Here is a 17041-nt window from a genome sequence, read left to right as displayed (position 1 = left end):
CTCATATCAAGAGGGCGGCTGTTTTTCCGCCCATTGCAAAAAATGATGGCGTGTCTGCGGGTCGGCCAGTCGGAACCAATATTTCAGCCGCTGTTCTGTCAGGGTTTGTGATTGCGGCGGTACGGTATCAAGCTCTGAGACGTCGGAAAGTAATGTGCTGTCGTCTGCCATCATCGTGGCGAACTGAGGAAGCGAGGCGCGTTTCGCCGATTTATTATAACGCTCGGTCTCTATTTCATAATCGACCACTTTAGCCGTAGAAGTAATGGCCAGAATATCGAGTTTTACCGGAATGGGCATGGCGTCGCCGTCCAAAAGCGCCAGACGCGGCGCCGCGTTAAAATGCGAGGCTTCGCGCTCGTTTTCCAGCCGCGGGAGCTGGAAATTGACCTGACTTATCAGTTGGGTATCGAAACTTATCACCAGCGGCGGAGAAATATAAAGCCGCTCTTCATTACCGGGTAGGCGGATGGTTTTTTCCACCCGGAAAACGAGTTGATGCGGCCCGTTTTCCAGTTCAATGCTCTCTGCACCGCGTAATAAAGAGCTGGATACCTTTTTGCCGTCCAGCACCAGCAGATCAACCTCATTAGACAGACGGAGCGTTGTGGCAAAAACAGTCACCGGCAAACAGAGAGCAAGGAAGGTGGTTAGCGCGCCGGTTTTCATAAGGTTCTCCTGTCCAAAGGCCGTCTGGCTAATAATGTATCGAAATTTTTCTTAGATCATGTTTACTAACATATAGACATATTTTGGCGTTTTGCTCTCATACATCGGTATGGGATGAATGGTTGCTATGTCAGGTTTGTCGTACACTTTGCAAAACAGCCAAGAGAAAGATGATGAAAGAGACCGATATTGCTGATGTTTTGACGTCCACTCGCACTATCGCGCTGGTAGGAGCGAGCGATAAACCCGATCGTCCAAGTTATCGGGTAATGAAATACCTGCTTGAACAGGGCTACCATGTGATTCCGGTTGCGCCAAAAGTCGCGGGTAAGACATTGCTGGGGCAACAGGGGTATGCCACGCTGGCTGACATTCCCGAAAAAGTCGATATGGTGGATGTTTTTCGCAACTCTGAAGCTGCATGGGGCGTCGCGCAGGAAGCTATCGCCATCGGCGCAAAAACGCTGTGGCTACAGCTTGGCGTGATCAACGAACAGGCGGCGGTGCTGGCGCGGGATGCAGGCATGACCGTGGTGATGGATCGCTGCCCGGCGATTGAGATCCCTCGCCTGGGGCTGGCGAAATAAAAGTTTAAATGGCCGGATATCGCTTTCCGGCCTTTTAAATACAATCAGTTACGTAGTCGCGGCGCCTGAAGCTGCTTGCGAATGGTACGCGCCAGTTCATCCATCGATGGCTGTTCTGGATGCTCGTCCCGCATTTCGCTTCGCAACTGGGCCTCGGCCAGATAAGTACGCACTGGCTGACCATCATCATCTTCCATTACCACGTGGTACCACGGAGCGGCGCGAAGTTCGTCGTTAACCGCCAGTTCATCAGGCGACGGCTCATCAAGCGAATATTCCGGGTCGATATCGACGACCACTCCGAGGTAACCTAACAGGGAATGGCGGACCTGTTGGCCGATACCGAATTTGCTGGCTATCATAGTCACCTCCCGGGAAATAGATACCCTTTATATGAGGATACTATTCCACTTTTCAAGTTACATGACGCGACAGGCAAACCCTTTCAGATACAGCCCTTCCGGGTAGGTGGCGATCACCGGGTGATCGGCGGCCTGACGGAACTGCTCTATAAATTGTACATCACGACCGGCATCTATTGCGGCATCGGCAATGATTTTCTGAAATAAATCGCTGGTCATCAGTCCGGAGCAAGAGAATGTCAGCAGTATGCCGCCCGGATTGAGCAGTTGAATCGCTAACATGTTAATGTCTTTATAGCCCCGGCAGGCACCCATTAACTGGCTTTTATTTTCGACGAATTTGGGCGGGTCCATGATGATGACGTCGAATTTTTCGCCGTGTTCACGGTAAGCGCGCAGCAACTTAAACACGTCATCGCGCACGAATTCGGCTTTGCTCAAGTCCAGTTGGTTCAGTTCAACGTTTTGCCTGGCGATATCCAGCGCATCCTGTGAGGTATCCACGCTGACAACCTGGCGACAACCGCCCATTAATGCCGACACGGCAAAACCGCCGGTATAAGAGAAGCAGTTCAGTACCCGCTGATTTTCCACGTAGCGGCGCGTCGCCAGACGACTGTCGCGCTGATCAAGATAATAACCGGTTTTGTGGCCGCCCTGGATATCGACCAGTAATTTCATACCGTATTCTTCAATTGGCAGAAGCGCAGGCGGCAGTTCGCCAGTGACCGGACCTTGCGTCAGCGCCATCCCTTCTTTTTTCCGCACGGCGACGTCGCTGCGATCGTAAATAGCGCAATCCGGATAGCATGTTTGCAGAGCGCTAATTAATGCGGCACGTTGATATTCGGCCCCGGCGCTGAGCAGTTGCAGCACCAAAAAATGACCAAAACGATCGATAGTGACGCCAGGCAGGCCATCGGACTCACCGGCGATCAGACGATAGCTATCCAGGCCGTCTTTTTTCGCCAGCCAGTCGCGCCACTGCTGCGCCTGGCGCAGGCGGCGGGTGAAAAACGCAATATCAATGGATTCTGCTTTATCAAATGTCCAGACGCGCGCGCGGATCTGGGAGGCTGGTGACCAGGCGCCGCGTGCTAACCACTTTCCCTGATGGTCGACGATATCGATAGTTTCACCGAGGTTGGCTTTGCCTTCCAGACGGGATACGGCGCCGGAAAAGACCCATGGGTGGCGGCGGAGTAAAGATTTTTCTCGCCCTTTGCTGAGGACTAAACGGGGATATTGCGGAAATGTAGATTCAGTCATGCGGAGTAACCTCTCACAAACAGTGACGCGAGCCGGATGATAGTTCCAGCCTGGGACCGTGAAAACGAAATGGCGCGTAGGGTAGCACAGATGAGAGGGGCAATCACCAGCGTATGGCGGTGAGCGTTTCTGCACAAAATAGAATCGTAAAGGCACAGTTTCTTCAGCGGACGCTTTTTATAGTGTTATTTCTTTACACGAAGAAGGAAATACAATGAAAACAGTCTTCTCTTTGACCGCAGCCGCAATGATGGCATTGAGTGGCGGCGTATCTGCCGCGTCGGCGTTTAGCCTCAGTAGCGCGGATATTCCGGCGGATTTTCGTTTAACGCAACAGCACGTCTTTAAAGGATTTGGTTGTAGCGGAGAAAATATTTCGCCGCAGCTGAGCTGGCGTAATCCGCCTGCCGGAACCAAAAGCTACGCTATTACCGTCTTCGATCCTGATGCGCCCACCGGAAGCGGCTGGTGGCACTGGACGATGGTGAATATTCCTGCGCAGATTCACGACCTGCCGACGGGGGCTGATAAAAAAACGTTACCCGCCGGAGTGGTGCAGGGACGTAATGATTTCGGTTATGCTGGCTTTGGCGGCGCCTGTCCGCCGCCGGGCGATAAGCCTCATCGCTATCAGTTTACTGTGTGGGCGCTGAATACGGCAACACTGCCGCTCGACAGTGAGTCAAGTGGCGCGTTGGTAGGGTTTATGCTTAACGCGCATGTGATTGCGAAAGCAAAATTCACGGCCACATACGGAAGATAAAACAGAGGACGGCACGGTGCAGGAGATGCATATTCGACATCAGGATCTTACGACGGCAGAGGTGCGTTCCAGTCATCTGCACCGTTTGCATCGTGTTACGCTTTTTTCCGCCGCTATCTGCCATATTACGCAGGGCAGTAAAGTCATCATTCAGGATGATAGCCGCCTTGTCGCCGGGCCTGGCGAGTTGATTATTATCCCGGCGAACACGCCGCTGGAGATTATTAATCAGCCTGCGCAGAACGGTTTTCGCTCCGACCTGTTATTACTTTCACCGGAGATTATTGCTCGCTTTAAAACGATGTACGTTCAGGATTATCCACCGGCAAACCTGACATCGCTGTGTACCCCGATGAGCCGTAGCCTGACATTTATGTGGGAGAACGTGTTGGATGCTGTGCGCCAGGGGTTGCCCGTTGGGCTACAGGAACATCAGGCGATGGGGTTACTGTTAGCGCTTTTACATGATGGCGCGGCGGGACCACTGCTTATTGAACGGCGTTACACCCTCACGGAGCAGGTGCGGCAACTGATTATGCTCTCGCCTGCTAAGCTATGGACAGCCCAGGAGATAGCCCGCCGTCTTGCTATGGGAACATCGACGCTGCGTCGGCGTTTGCAGCGCGAATCGCAGAGTTATCGACAAATTGTTGAAGAGGTGCGCATGTCCTGCGCGCTTTCTCAACTGCAATCGACGACGCTGCCGATCGGCGAAATAGCGCTACGGTGCGGCTACCTGTCGGGGTCGCGGTTTACGGCCAGATTCCGCCAACATTATGGGTGTCTGCCCAGTCAGGTACGTTAAGTATGTCCTGTATGAGCCTCCACCACTGATTATGAAAGGAGAACCATCATGTCGAACGTCTGCATTATCGCCTGGGTTTATGGTCGCGTTCAGGGCGTCGGGTTTCGCTATACCACGCAGCATGAGGCGCAGCGGCTGGGGTTAACCGGCTATGCGAAGAATATGGATGACGGAAGCGTAGAAGTGGTGGCCTGTGGCGACGCGGCGCAGGTGGAAAAGCTCATCAAGTGGCTGAAAGAAGGCGGACCGCGCTCTGCTCGTGTGGACAAAATCCTCACTGAACCGCACAGCCCTCGCGAGACGTTAACAGGCTTTAGTATTCGGTATTAAATACATTTTACCGGCTTGGGCAGACCGGCGATTTTGGTCGCTTGCTTTGCCGGGCCTTTCGGGAACAGACGATGTAGATAGCGGCTGTTGCCTTTTTCTTCGCCGAACTTATTCGCCATCGCTTTTACCAGCATTCGGATGGCGGGAGAGGTATTAAACTCCAGGTAAAATTCGCGCACGAAGCGCACGACTTCCCAGTGTTCCGCAGAGAGCTCAATGCCTTCATTGGCGGCGATAGCGACTGCCAGCGCTTCACTCCACTGCGTCGTCTCTTTCAGATAGCCTTCGCTATCAGTACTGATTTCTTTACCTTCAAAGATCAACATAACGTTTCACTGCGTAATCAACACGGACGGCAGTGTAGCAAAAGATAAAGCCCTGCATAAGCAGGGCTGGAAGAGGGGAATGTCGATTAGTCGCGGCTGGCGAAGCCCAGAATGCTGAGCAGGCTGACAAAGATGTTGTACAGCGAAACGTACAGACTGACGGTCGCACGAATATAGTTGGTTTCACCGCCGTGAATAATGTTACTGGTTTCATACAGGATAGCGCCCGAGGAAATCAGGATAAACACCGCGCTAATCGCCAGGTGCAATGCAGGCAGTTGCAGGAAAATATTCGCCACCATACCAATCAGCACGACGACGATCCCGGCCATTAACATACCGCCCAGGAAAGACATATCCTTACGGGTGGTTAAAACGTAAGCGGAGCAGCAGAAAAATACTAACGCGGTACCACCCAGCGCCAGGCCAATGACATCGCCCATGCCTGCTGACAGATAGGCGTTAAGAATCGGGCCCAGGATATACCCGAGGAAGCCGGTAAACGCAAAAGCAGACAGGATACCGACCGGCTTATTGGCGGTTTTATAGGTCAAGAACATCAGCCCATACATACCGACCAGCGTCAGAATCAGGCTGGGGGAGGGCAGCATCAGTACCGTACTGGCTGTCGCGGTAATTGCGGAGAAAGCCAGCGTCAGGCTCAACAGAAAATAGGTGTTGCGCAGTACTTTGTGCGTACTCAGTAGCGAGCTACGATCACGCGATGATGTAATGATACGATCCATTAGTCACTCTCTTATGACAGATGTAATTAATAAAGGAGAATAATAAAAACAGTCACTGTCACCCAGTGGTTTTACCCATCTTTACGCATTCGTTTACGTTTAGTTTCCTTAAGAGATTTCAGGTGATTACCATCGTTAAAACAGTCTTCTCATGCCTGGCGCTACGCCATAAAACAGGCGGCAGCGCCAACCACGCGTTACCGATAAAAAAATCGCTAATCACAGCGGTGAAACAGTGGAGGCGATCAATACGTATTCAGCCAGTTTTGTGTTGAAGAAATGGTCAATGTGCTGCTATTTCAGGCAATTAACAAAGTTTTGCCTGTTTTTCACGCAAACGAACACATTCGGTCTTTACATGACGCACCGGGATGTTTATAGTGCGCCTCATTCCGGAAGTGTGGCCGAGCGGTTGAAGGCACCGGTCTTGAAAACCGGCGACCCGAAAGGGTTCCAGAGTTCGAATCTCTGCGCTTCCGCCAGATTAAACAAGGGGTTACCGAAAGGTAGCCCCTTTGTTTTTTGGGCGCTTAGAATATAGTTAGAAAATACTGCTAGAATATTTCCCGAAAAAAGGGACTACGTGGGTTTTTAGTTTCTTTTCGTTTCCTGATGTGTCTATTTATTGAAGATGTAGACCATTCTGGGAGGTGAAGGATGCCCCATCTCTTTCAGAATAATGTTGGTATATTCGACAACAGGGCCTCTTGGATGATTTTCTTCTTTATCCTGAAGATGGGTCAGTGCATGTACAACTTCATGAATAAATGAACGTTTTGTGTCAAAAAGTTGTCTTCCTTCGTTACTTTCATAATGTTCGGTATATGAATCATCAGAATCGTCCAGATTGAGATAAATAACTTTCCTGCCTTCTGAAAGTTTGAAGTGTTCCTGAGCCACGGTAGTTTCAAAGGCTTCGCCGGCCCCCAGTAGCCAGCGCTGCTCCACATCATGTAGTTCTTTTTCATATGCGTAATTCATCAGTCTGCGGAATGTTTCGCTTTGGGTGTACGCATTTTGAAGTACGGAGGATAGTTCATCGTAGCATTCGTCATAAATGTCGTCATCAATTTCTGTATCAGGGTCTATTCCACCCGCGCCTGAGATAAGGTACTCCACCACACACTCTGGCTCCAGACGGAATTCCCTGTTTATGGCAAGGCTGTCATGAGCAAGGCGTAGCCGTGAGGGGTTTGGTGCATGTTCGGGAATATCGGGGAAAACAGGTGTATCTGCGGTATTTAATCTATATGTGGATACTCCGCTTTGAGGTATTAATCTGTAGGTGACCGGAAGCATAACTTCTTATTTCCTGACTACAATTATGAATTATTTAAATTAAACAATAATAGTGTTTTTAGTTAATGTGTCACATACAGGTAACGCTATGATTCAGACAAAGCCAACAAGTAATACGCTGAAAATGTTATTTATAATGAAACTTAGGGGCGGGGTTTATTTAATAAAACAAGGGGGCCTCTGTTTGAATACTTCTTGTTTATAAAATCCCTTTATCTCGACTAAAATATCGGATGGGGGAAAAGAGTTCTATCATTGTAATCCGGGAGTGGAGTAGGGGTATGTTGACTACCTGTCAGATCGGCTCCTGTTAATGATTTCGCTAAAGTTAGAGCTATCTTATCTAATTTCGCACCATTTAGTTTGGTGTCAGTTAAGTCTGAGCCGAATAGAATTGCAGCGGTTAAGTTTACACCGGACATGTTAGCGCAAGTCAGGTCTGCGTGAGTCAGGTTTGCTTTAGTCATGTTTGAACCCATTAGATTTACAGCGTGTAGATTTGCACAACACAAATTTGCACCGACTAAATTTACATTAGATAGATTTGTTTCACGGAAATCTGCATCAGAAGCATCTATGTCTGACAAATCTTCCCCCTGGAAATCTTTATGAGCCAGGTTTACTCCGCGCAGGTTCAGAAAACCATCCTCGGTTATAAGTGAATCAGGCTGTTGTATATTATGTTTACTCATCAGTTTTAACATTCGACATACATTCCAAAATCTCTCACTATCAACTTTATCCGTTACAGTTTTTCCATTTTTGTTCACTTCAATAATGACCATGGGATCCGTATTTTCGGATGCTGCTCCACATGACAGACATATAGTACACCCGTTGACATCCTCCAGAAATATTTTATTACCATCGAAGAAAGCATTTTTATTTACATATAATAATGATGTGGTCAGTTTTCCAATTACCTCCCGAAACCATCTTTCATTGCTTCTTCTTACTCCACCACAGGTAAAAAAATTGACAAACCATTCCAGTATACCGCGTGGTGAAGTTGCACTTTTCATTGCTTCTTTCGTACCGGTACCGGCCGCATGCAAATATCTTAATATATTTTCTGGGGACGCGTTAGTTATTGGCATTTTGATTCCTTCTTATGGAAGTGAGTCGACTCCTTATAGGTGTGAGTCAAGTCACATTTATACAAGGAATAATAAAAAAAGATATAAGGTGATTTTTGTATTTAGAGCTTTGGTTGAGTATGAGTAGGTGTCTGGCATCTGACAAGAGGCGATGATATCTGCCATAACGGTGAAGCAGAAGTAATATCACCCGTGAATAATAAGATTATCCTTGCTGTTAGTTTCCCTCATTTTCAGCATAACTCACGCTTCATTATCATTGAATAAACAATTAAGTTTGTTGAGCGAAAATTTACTTAAAGAAAAAATAATAAGCACTAATATTTTTTGCAGTATTTCAACTTATAGCAGAATAAATGTGCGTAGATGGCGTAAAAACCTGATGAGCAGGAATACTTACACACTAAAAATGCTCCCGCAAACAGAGCAAAATGAGAGAGATGAACGTTTGCCCCTTACATTTCCACCAAAGATTCTGGTCTTGTCTCTTGTAAAGGGCATACGTATCGCGTTTTATCTCATTAAGAAAGTATGTTGACGTATTAAATTATGCATAATGCTCTTTCAATTGCTTCACGTTTGAAATGAATAATTCAAAACCAGTGAGCGCCTCTTCTTCGGTACTGGTTTGCGGCAAGCGATAAAGCGCCACTAAAGCAGTATTGTCTGCGTCAGCGCCGATAGTGACGGCGCTGGTGTAGTTCAGACGTAAAAAATGCTGCAAAGTCAGGATGTCGTCAGGCAATGGCATAAAGGGACAGCACATTTCCAGTGTATGATCGGATTCATTAAAATAAACCTGTATCCCATCATCAATGATAAGCAGTGGCTCATCTTCTGGCGCATCCAGGCCTAACGCGTCATATAAACGATTTAATAGACTTTCCATATAGTTACCTCAAGACTCAAGATGTGATTAATGAAGAAATGCCTTTTACTGACTGCCAAATATTTTCATCCCCAACTCGTTTTTGATAGGAAAGATTGAGCACCTCTGGCGATAAATTTTTCATTACTTTGTTTCCCGCCCCGCCCGTATTTTGTTTCTGAATCTCCAGGTTACCGCTATTCAGTAATACTTTTTGGAAAATTTTCTGTCCACCGCTATCCGGAAGACTACCAGGCGCACTTAACATATGGGTCTGATGTAAGGAAATGATCTCTCGCTTGATTTCTGAATCCATCATCCCTGTACGATCTTTGCCGCTTTTACAATTCCAGGCGGGTACCGCGTCAATTTCATGGGCTAACATGGCAAGGCGTTGTGCGAGTTTATAGGGTTCGCCGCCATCTTTATGATGTTGGTTATTTTTCCATATATCCTTAATCTGGCGCGCTAATGTATTGACGACCTCATAATTATCCGGGTATTGCGCCAGCCATTCGCCAACCCAGCCACCTGGTCTGGCTTCAGGGCGTAAATCATTGCCTAATAACTGATGTAGCGCCTCGGCATTATAGCTATCCGATGCCTTAAGGCCAAAGCCGAGCTTGAGCGCCAGCTCATTAACACCCACATTAAATGCGGCGACGTCCGGTTTTATTTTTACCGTCTGTAGATCGCCATCTTTATTGCGGATTTTTAAATGAATCATTTTTCCCGGCTGGGTCAACGATTGCCATGCGCGCATTTGGTCCTCGACCATCGTTCCCTCTTTGCCGAAAATATTCGACGCGGTGAGTAACCCGACGGATACCAGTTTCAGGCTTACCGCCTCGCCCGCTAAGGCTTTGTTAAGCAACTCAGGTTTACTAAAAAGTGCCGCAGTTAATACTTCTTTGGCTTTGTTTTCAGCGCCGACGTGACGCAGAAGCGGATCTTTTTCATGATAGGGGGAAAGCACGCCATGACGTATCCCGCAAAAAAGCGTTTTATCTTTACCGTCCTCATGCACACTCACCGTGGACATCCACAAATTATTGGCGTGATGAATATTCTTGGTATCCCAACTGCATACGCCCTTTCCCTCATAAGCACTGGGAAAGATATCTTTTGCGCCGATTTTCATCTCTGCTGCAGGGAGCTGCGTGTTGGTATAGTGATGCCCGTTATGCGTGAGTGTATTTTTTATGGTTTGCCAGGGCTGGTTATTAAGCTGCTTGACCTGAGCATCTCTAAACGCTACTGCCGCAAAGCGATGAGCTTCTTTTGCAGGTAAGCCATCCTGCTGCTGAGTGCGTGCTGCAATAAGTTCGATAAGATTTTTCTTCAATGCTTTTGCCGCGGCTTCTTCTTGTTTTGTTGCTGGCCGGTCCGCTTTAACTTTGGCTAACTCCATTTGGTTTGCCATTGACGTTAGAACCGGGTCTTGTTTACCCAGAACGGTTGCCGCGACGGTAAGAAGATCGCGCTGTAAGTTATAGAGGTTATGCAGCGAGTGGTTAGACGCCTTCTGATGCTGTAGATAATTCCCCCATGTCGCGCCGGGTTCTCGCAGGACAATAATTTCCGGGCGAGCGTCGGGCGCTTTAGCCGGCGCTTTGCCCTGGCCTGAGAGAATCTGCATTCCGTTGTATAAGGTTTTTTGTAGGCTTTTAAAAGCCTCCTGGGTTTTTAGTGAAGCTGAGTGATAGAAGCTCTGTATTTGCATAGCGTTTTTAATATTCCTGAATAGGGGAGTGGGAACATTCAACAGGGTTAACAACCCTTTAAAAGGATGTGACTTTTATGCACCAGGAACTTTAAAAAAATGTCCTTTTTACTGCTGCCACGCTAATTTTCGTTATTGGCGTTAAAAAAACAGGAAATGTTTCCCCTTCGCTAACGACCGTATCCAGATGCGGATTAAACTGATGTTGTAGCGTCCAGACGCGCGGATAATTATAGGTGATATCGTTTTTGTTATCCTGCGAATAGGCTTGATGAAAGTCGAATTCGCCGCGGGCCGGATCATATAATCCCTGCTTTTTCGCAAAGCTTACTAACGTTGGTGACGCCATATAATTCGCGTTATCATTCGGATCGTAATGGCGTAAACGTCCCTGATTGGCGGAAACGAAATAGCTATCTGCCGGAAGTCGTACTGCCAGCCATTGATGACCGCTTCCCGTCTCCAGATACCATATCTCTTTGCTATCAATAAACGCGACACCGAAACCTTCGCCAGCGCCTTTTTGTTCAATAATGTCTCCCAGTAATTTGGCGCCCTGACGCGCCGATTGCGCCACTGGCAGGATCACGGACTCAATGGCGTCTTCCGTGATTCCCGTTTTTGTCACGTAAGGATCGGCAGCCAGCGCCGCTCTGCCGTTATAAATGGTTTCCGTTGCGCTCATTCCGACGCCCGCCGAATTGAAACCGGCTTCACCCATGGCGTTATCGTTAGTATCAAAGTCATGAATCGCCGTATAGCGCATCGCTGTCTCCGGAAGCGGCCAGCTAAAATTGTTCCGATGTGCTTTATACTCGCCTTGTTGATGAAACGCGACGGGATGAATAACCTTATGCTTGGCGTTATTTGCCGAGCCATCCTCGTTGCGCGCGATAATGAAGGAGCCGTCAGCCGAAGCCTGATTACCTACCAAAAGGGTAGTACAGGCGATGACTTTACCCATACCCAGCAGCGTAACGGCGAATGCAAGATACTTTTTCATAAAGGTTCCCACTGAATAACGCGTTATGGGATGAATTGACCCTGGATTGGAAACCGAGAAAGTGATCGAGCCAGCAATATTCTTTGCCGGCATCCTTTATTTTCTCTTTATTGAGGTTGTATTGATAACCACAGCCCTGTGGCAGGGAAGGGGAACAGAACCTGTACTGACCTTAGCTATCACCGCTATCGGGCAGACGAACCGAAAAGATATTATGTTCATCGGCATAGCGGTAAGATGCCGAACCACCGTGTAATAGAGCAATCGCGTTAACTAACGATAACCCCAGGCCGAAACCGGCAGTGTGGCGGGCATTATCTCCTCGCCAAAAACGCCGGAAAAGCTTATCCGCATCGGCGGGGTGGCTGCCCGGATTAGCGACCCGAATTTCTGCAACGTTATCATCATAAGCGCTTTCAATACGTATCACGGCGTTTTCATCAGAATAACGGATGGCATTCGTCAGCAGGTTTGAGAGCACTCTTTGTAATAATATTTCGTCAGCCCATACCGTTCCCTGACATTGATTTATAAAACAGATGCGCTTCTCCTCGGCAAGGGGGCTAAGATAATCCAGCATATTTTCGACCAGCGCATTGAGCGAAACAGGCTGTTTTTTTACCGCTATATTCTGGTGCTCCGCGCGTGCCAGAAAGAGAATATTTTCTGTCAGTCGCGACAGTCCCTCCAGCTCTTCAATATTATCGACAAGGGCTTGTTGATACTCTTCGGCGCTGCGTTCCTGACTCAGCATCACCTGATTCTTCCCCAGTAAAATATTAACCGGCGTGCGCAGCTCATGCGCCAGATCGTCGGCAAATTGGTTCAGGCGTTCAAAATCGTCGGAAAGCTTCTGGCGCATAGTATTTAGCGCTTGTCCAAGCGGCCTGAGCTCGACGGGTAACGCCTGTTCCGCCAACGGCTGGCGAAGTGTGCCGCTATCTGTCGCCGCGGTGAGTCGGCTGAGCGACGTAATGGCCCGCAGCCCGTTTCTGATGACTAATGGACTGAGCGCCGAACAGACGAGGATCGCGATAAGGCTAATCAGCAAACTGTTACGGCGATATTGCGCCAGCATTTGCCGCCTTTCCGTCGCCAGCCTGGCAATAGTAAGGGTCAGCGGGTCATCGCCGCTTCTGGCGTTTACTCGTACCGCGGTAAGTTCCGTGCCTTGTACCGCCTGGCGAAATAAGGTTTCGCGGGTGATGTTTTTAGCCAGCGGAATCTCGTTAAAGCGTTGGTCGGGGATGCCGCTATGATTAATCGCAACATTGTGGCCTGTTGCTGAATGGATCAATAAGATATCCTGCTTCGTATCCACCATCCGATTGAAATAGAGCGGCAGATTTTCCGGCCTGGCGCCATCCAGTAACAGTTGCTGCATTTGCGCCGCCCGATTTATTAGCGTCATATCATCCCGATACGTTAATTCTTTGCTCAACGCGTTATAGAGCGTCCAGCTAATGCCGGTACAGGCGAGGATAAGGATGGCGATAAAAGAAATTGTCAGGCGCAGCGTCATTGATAACTTAACCATTCTGCGACGTTTCCGCCTGTAATCGATAACCCATCCCCCGGACGGTCATAATGAGCTTCTTTTCAAATGGATCGTCTACTTTGGCGCGCAGCCGACGAATCGCGACATCAACGGTGTTGGTTTCACTATCAAAGTTAATTCCCCAAACTTCGCTGGCGATCGCGGTTCGGGGCACGATTTCTCCTGCCCGGGACGCCAGTAACCAGAGGAGCAGGAATTCTTTGCGGGTCAGGGAAATCGGTTTGCCATTTCGTGACACCGATTGCTTTGTGGCATCCATGTCCAGACCATTGATCGTCAGTCGGGTAAAGACCGGGACGTGCTGTCTGAGTTGAGCTCTCACCCGGGCCAGCAGTTCGGCGAAGGAAAAAGGCTTAACAAGGTAATCATTAGCGCCCGCCTCAAGACCTTTGACGCGATCCTCAACCGAGTCGCGCGCCGTCAGGCAAATAACAGGGGACTGATGCGCAGTGCGTAACGCGCGTAAAACCTGCCATCCATCAAGCCCCGGCAGCATAATATCAAGAATAATCAATGAATAATGTTCCTGAAGGGCCAGGTGTAATCCGTCTCGTCCATCACAGGCATAATCAACCACATAGCCTGCTTCCGTGAGTCCCTGACGTACCCACTCAATGGTTTTCTGGTTATCTTCAATCAATAAAATCTTCATCAACGCAGTATGCCATAGGCTTGTTAGCGAATCCGTAAATCTCCAACAAGATGACATAATTGTCATGTCCGTGTAAGGTTAATCCTGGACGCGCCAGATATATTTTCCTGCATCAATACCGTAAAGGAGTGAAGCATGAAACGATATATACTGGCTACCGTGATAGCATCTCTTGTTGCAGCCCCGGCAATGGCGCTGGCCGCTGGCAACAATATTCTCAGCGTACATATTCTCGATCAGCAAACAGGCAAACCGGCGCCCGGCGTGGAGGTGGTACTGGAGCAGAAAAAGGATAACGGATGGACGCAATTAAACACCGGGCATACCGACCAGGATGGACGAATTAAAGCACTGTGGCCCGAAAAAGCTGCCGCGCCGGGGGATTATCGCGTTATTTTTAAAACCGGCCAGTATTTTGAAAGTAAAAAACTGGATACGTTTTTCCCGGAGATTCCCGTCGAGTTTCATATCAGCAAAACGAATGAGCACTATCATGTGCCGCTGTTATTAAGTCAGTATGGTTATTCAACCTATCGCGGGAGCTAATTTAGAGCCTATCCCATTAGGGCTATTTTACTTGCCATTTTGGTCCTGGGCAGTGCTCGCCAAAACGCGTTAGCGTTTTGAACGCCGCTTGCGGCGGCCCGAAGGGCGAGTGTAGCGAGTCAAACCTCACGTACTACGTGTACGCTCCGGTTTTTGCGCGCTGTCCGTGTCCAAACTGGCTGCGCCAATAACGCCTGGTGGGATAGGCTCTTAGATTGTATTAATCGCCGCGATTTATGGCGAGCAAACATCGCGGCGGGAATAAAAATCTTCAGCGTATCGACTCTTCTCCCACAAGAGGTGGTTATCCCGCTTGTGGGCATGAGTGACGGTTAAACAGGCGCTTCCATCTCAAGTCTGACCGGATGAAAACGGCGTTTGAAATAAATCAGGCCATGCCCATCCTGGCTAAGAATAATATTTTTGATCGCCACCAGATACACCAGATGCGTGCCAATGGTTTGTACCTCGCTGATCTCGCCTTCAAGACCGGCCAGCGCGCCGTTAAGTACCGGCTGGCCCAGCGGCCCGTTTTGCCAACATGGCTGGTGAAAACGCTCCTCCATCGCCATCCCCGTCATACCGGCAAAGTGGCGCGCCATCAGCTCCTGCTCATGGTTAAGTACATTAATGCACAGCCTGCCGTTACCCTGAAAAACGGGGTTCATGGCGCTATTGGCATTAATACATACCATTACGGAGGGCGGCGTATCGGTGACGGAACAGACCGCTGTTGCGGTGATACCGCAGCGTCCGGCGTGACCCGCCGTGGTTACGATGTTGACCGCTGCCGCCAGACTTGCCATCGCATCGCGAAAACGCAGACGTTGTTCATCTACTTGCATGAGAACCTCCTGCCGCGTTATTTCAGCAGCTTATCCAGTTGATTGATGTCGTCGTTATTGTGCAAATGCGAAACCGTCCAGCCATTCTGATCGTATTCGGAGAGGCAGCGATCGACCATTGCCATCATCTTATCCATATTGCCGGAGCTCTGGGCCTGACGCAGGCACTGCAGACGAATTTCATCCTGGCTGCCCGAGTAGTTAATCTCGTACAGCTCATGGCGACCGCCAAACTCGCTGCCGATGGCATCCCACATCAATTTAAGAATTTTGATACGTTCAACATGGTCCATTCCGTTAGAGCCGCGTACGTATTTCGCCAGGTACTGGTCGATTTGCGGATTATTCAGATCGCGGGCGCTGGAAGGCAGGTAAATCAGGCCGCTGGTAACGTTACGTTCAATAATATTTTTAATTTTCGCGTAGGCCATTGGGGCCATCACACGATAGGTTTGCAGCGCGGCGTGGTCCGGCAGCCAGGCGCCGTTTACCCACGGGGTTGCTTCAGAACACATAGAATCGCTCAATGCCCAGAACATATTGCGCCAGGCCACGACTTCGCCGAGATCGGCCTGCACGCCCCGGAACTCTACGGTACCCGTACATTCGAGCGATTTTTTCAGCAGCGCGGTAATGAAATCAAGTTTAACCGCCAGACGAACACAGGCTTGCAGTGGATACATACGGGCAAAGCCTCCTTCCATCGTCCAGCGACGACAACGATCGAAATCACGGTAAATCAACACGTTTTCCCACGGGATCAACACCTTGTCCATCACCAGAATGGCATCGTTTTCATCAAAGCGGCTGGAGAGTGGATAATCAAACGGCGAGCCCGTCGCGCCCGCGACCATTTCATACGAGGCGCGTGAAATAAGTTTTACGCCTTCGGCATCCATTGGCGCGACAAACATCAGAGCAAAATCCGGGTTTTCGCCCATCACCTGGGCTGAGCCGAAACCAATCATGTTGTAGTGAGTCAGGGTGGAGTTAGTGGCGACGACTTTCGCCCCGCTGACAATAATCCCAGCGTCCGTCTCTTTCTCCAGCTTGATATAGACGTCTTTCACTTCGTCGGCAGGTTTGTGGCGGTCAATGGGCGGGTTGACGATAGCATGGTTAAAGTACAGGCCAGTCTCCTGAATGCGGGTGTACCAGTTGCGGGCGTTCTGCTCAAACTGGCCGTAGAAGGCTGGGTTAGCGCCCAGAGCGCAGCCAAAGGCGGCTTTGTAATCCGGTGTGCGTCCCATCCAGCCGTAACTCAGGCGTGACCACTCGGCGATAGCATCACGCTGTTGGCGCAGATCGTCTGCGCTTTTCGCCACGCGGAAAAATTTATGCGTATAACCGCCGCTGCCGGTATCGGTATTCCAGCATAGGGTATCTTGCATCGACGGTTTATGTAATGCGTCATACAGTTGTGCGACAGAGGCTGCGGCATTGCGGAATGCCGGATGTGTCGTAACATCTTTAACGCGTTCGCCGTAAATATAAATTTCCCGCCCGTCCTGCAGGCTTTTTAAATACTCTTCGCCCGTTAACGGACGCTTGTTATCAGTACGAAAATCTTCAGGTTTCATTGCGGCCTCTTCC

19 protein-coding genes, 1 tRNA gene and 1 pseudogene are annotated in these 17041 nt (G+C 49.2%); 7 read left to right on the top strand and 14 right to left on the bottom strand.

Annotation, left to right across the window (positions count from 1 at the left end):
* Positions 1-6: 6 nt before the first annotated feature.
* A complete protein-coding gene (locus ACLJRU_RS18120; RefSeq protein ID WP_000847732.1) occupies positions 7-669 on the bottom strand; it encodes a DUF2057 family protein in 663 nt (220 codons plus the stop codon).
* A gap of 173 nt (positions 670-842) precedes the next feature.
* Here ACLJRU_RS18120 and ACLJRU_RS18115 point away from each other — a divergent pair, with 173 nt between their 5' ends.
* Positions 843-1256, top strand: a complete 414-nt coding sequence (locus ACLJRU_RS18115) for a CoA-binding protein (protein ID WP_001537782.1) — start codon at positions 843-845, stop codon at positions 1254-1256.
* A gap of 44 nt (positions 1257-1300) precedes the next feature.
* Here ACLJRU_RS18115 and hspQ read toward each other — a convergent pair whose 3' ends face one another.
* Together hspQ and rlmI are read right to left on the bottom strand one after the other, a co-directional pair.
* Positions 1301-1618 (bottom strand): heat shock protein HspQ, encoded by a 318-nt coding sequence (hspQ, locus tag ACLJRU_RS18110; protein WP_001539653.1) that lies wholly within the window; start codon positions 1616-1618, stop codon positions 1301-1303.
* Positions 1619-1675: 57 nt separating this feature from the next.
* Positions 1676-2887 carry a 23S rRNA (cytosine(1962)-C(5))-methyltransferase RlmI gene (gene rlmI, locus ACLJRU_RS18105; protein ID WP_023234842.1) on the bottom strand — a complete coding sequence of 404 codons (1212 nt, stop codon included), beginning with the start codon at positions 2885-2887 and terminating at the stop codon, positions 1676-1678.
* 214 nt (positions 2888-3101) lie between these two features.
* Here rlmI and ACLJRU_RS18100 point away from each other — a divergent pair, with 214 nt between their 5' ends.
* From ACLJRU_RS18100 to yccX, 3 genes are read left to right on the top strand one after another with little or no spacing between them, the layout of a single operon-like run.
* The gene (locus ACLJRU_RS18100) at positions 3102-3650 is read left to right on the top strand and encodes a YbhB/YbcL family Raf kinase inhibitor-like protein (RefSeq protein WP_000859416.1); all 549 of its coding nucleotides are present in this window, start codon (positions 3102-3104) and stop codon (positions 3648-3650) included.
* A gap of 25 nt (positions 3651-3675) precedes the next feature.
* Positions 3676-4455 carry a helix-turn-helix transcriptional regulator gene (locus tag ACLJRU_RS18095; RefSeq protein WP_000548082.1) on the top strand — a complete coding sequence of 260 codons (780 nt, stop codon included), beginning with the start codon at positions 3676-3678 and terminating at the stop codon, positions 4453-4455.
* A 48-nt stretch (positions 4456-4503) separates the two neighbouring features.
* Entirely contained in the window at positions 4504-4785 is a 282-nt protein-coding gene (gene yccX / locus ACLJRU_RS18090) for an acylphosphatase (protein WP_000072884.1), read from the top strand.
* Here the strand turns inward: yccX and tusE are convergent.
* Together tusE and yccA are read right to left on the bottom strand one after the other, a co-directional pair.
* Complete coding sequence (gene tusE, locus ACLJRU_RS18085; RefSeq protein ID WP_001539655.1) at positions 4782-5111, bottom strand: sulfurtransferase TusE; 330 nt, start codon at positions 5109-5111, stop codon at positions 4782-4784. The genes yccX and tusE overlap by 4 nt on opposite strands.
* Positions 5112-5197: 86 nt before the next feature.
* A complete protein-coding gene (gene yccA, locus ACLJRU_RS18080) occupies positions 5198-5857 on the bottom strand; it encodes an FtsH protease modulator YccA (protein WP_023234843.1) in 660 nt (219 codons plus the stop codon).
* Between the two features lie 394 nt (positions 5858-6251).
* On the opposite strand from yccA, the gene ACLJRU_RS18075 reads away from it, so the two are divergent.
* Positions 6252-6339: transfer RNA gene (locus ACLJRU_RS18075), tRNA-Ser, on the top strand.
* 136 nt (positions 6340-6475) lie between these two features.
* Here ACLJRU_RS18075 and pipA read toward each other — a convergent pair.
* Both pipA and pipB read right to left on the bottom strand, forming a co-directional pair.
* A complete protein-coding gene (gene pipA, locus ACLJRU_RS18070) occupies positions 6476-7156 on the bottom strand; it encodes a type III secretion system effector protease PipA (RefSeq protein WP_023236455.1) in 681 nt (226 codons plus the stop codon).
* Between the two features lie 221 nt (positions 7157-7377).
* Positions 7378-8253 (bottom strand): SPI-2 type III secretion system effector PipB, encoded by an 876-nt coding sequence (pipB, locus tag ACLJRU_RS18065; protein WP_001123044.1) that lies wholly within the window; start codon positions 8251-8253, stop codon positions 7378-7380.
* Positions 8254-8467: 214 nt separating this feature from the next.
* On the opposite strand from pipB, the gene ACLJRU_RS18060 reads away from it, so the two are divergent.
* On the top strand, positions 8468-8791 hold the full coding sequence (locus ACLJRU_RS18060) for a hypothetical protein (RefSeq protein ID WP_077905920.1): 324 nt from the start codon (positions 8468-8470) through the stop codon (positions 8789-8791).
* Positions 8792-8800: 9 nt separating this feature from the next.
* Here ACLJRU_RS18060 and sigE read toward each other — a convergent pair whose 3' ends face one another.
* The 5 genes and pseudogenes from sigE to hprR form a co-directional block, all read right to left on the bottom strand.
* Entirely contained in the window at positions 8801-9142 is a 342-nt protein-coding gene (gene sigE / locus ACLJRU_RS18055) for a type III secretion system chaperone SigE (protein WP_000444724.1), read from the bottom strand.
* Positions 9143-9158: 16 nt separating this feature from the next.
* Positions 9159-10844: an SPI-1 type III secretion system effector inositol phosphate phosphatase SopB gene (sopB, locus tag ACLJRU_RS18050; RefSeq protein ID WP_001166946.1), complete on the bottom strand. Its 1686-nt coding sequence runs from the start codon at positions 10842-10844 to the stop codon at positions 9159-9161.
* Between the two features lie 106 nt (positions 10845-10950).
* Positions 10951-11847 (bottom strand): annotated as a pseudogene (locus tag ACLJRU_RS18045) (C69 family dipeptidase); the annotation flags it as partial.
* 172 nt (positions 11848-12019) lie between these two features.
* A complete protein-coding gene (locus ACLJRU_RS18040; RefSeq protein ID WP_000240026.1) occupies positions 12020-13384 on the bottom strand; it encodes a heavy metal sensor histidine kinase in 1365 nt (454 codons plus the stop codon).
* Positions 13377-14057 (bottom strand): response regulator transcription factor HprR, encoded by a 681-nt coding sequence (gene hprR, locus ACLJRU_RS18035; RefSeq protein ID WP_000698207.1) that lies wholly within the window; start codon positions 14055-14057, stop codon positions 13377-13379. Before hprR ends, ACLJRU_RS18040 begins: the two co-directional genes overlap by 8 nt.
* A gap of 135 nt (positions 14058-14192) precedes the next feature.
* On the opposite strand from hprR, the gene hiuH reads away from it, so the two are divergent.
* The gene (gene hiuH / locus ACLJRU_RS18030) at positions 14193-14603 is read left to right on the top strand and encodes a hydroxyisourate hydrolase (RefSeq protein WP_000833188.1); all 411 of its coding nucleotides are present in this window, start codon (positions 14193-14195) and stop codon (positions 14601-14603) included.
* A gap of 332 nt (positions 14604-14935) precedes the next feature.
* Here hiuH and ACLJRU_RS18025 read toward each other — a convergent pair whose 3' ends face one another.
* Positions 14936-15448: a 4-hydroxyphenylacetate 3-monooxygenase reductase subunit gene (locus ACLJRU_RS18025; RefSeq protein ID WP_001195556.1), complete on the bottom strand. Its 513-nt coding sequence runs from the start codon at positions 15446-15448 to the stop codon at positions 14936-14938.
* A 17-nt stretch (positions 15449-15465) separates the two neighbouring features.
* Positions 15466-17028, bottom strand: coding sequence for a 4-hydroxyphenylacetate 3-monooxygenase, oxygenase component (gene hpaB / locus ACLJRU_RS18020; RefSeq protein WP_001539660.1), 1563 nt, complete (start codon positions 17026-17028; stop codon positions 15466-15468).
* Positions 17029-17041: the final 13 nt, after the last annotated feature.

Origin of the sequence: Salmonella sp. SAL00653, assembly GCF_046552515.1 — a bacterium.
Taxonomy (GTDB): Bacteria; Pseudomonadota; Gammaproteobacteria; order Enterobacterales; family Enterobacteriaceae; genus Salmonella; species Salmonella enterica.
Note: the sequence above shows the minus strand (reverse complement) of the source record. Positions and strands in the feature narration are given on the sequence as shown.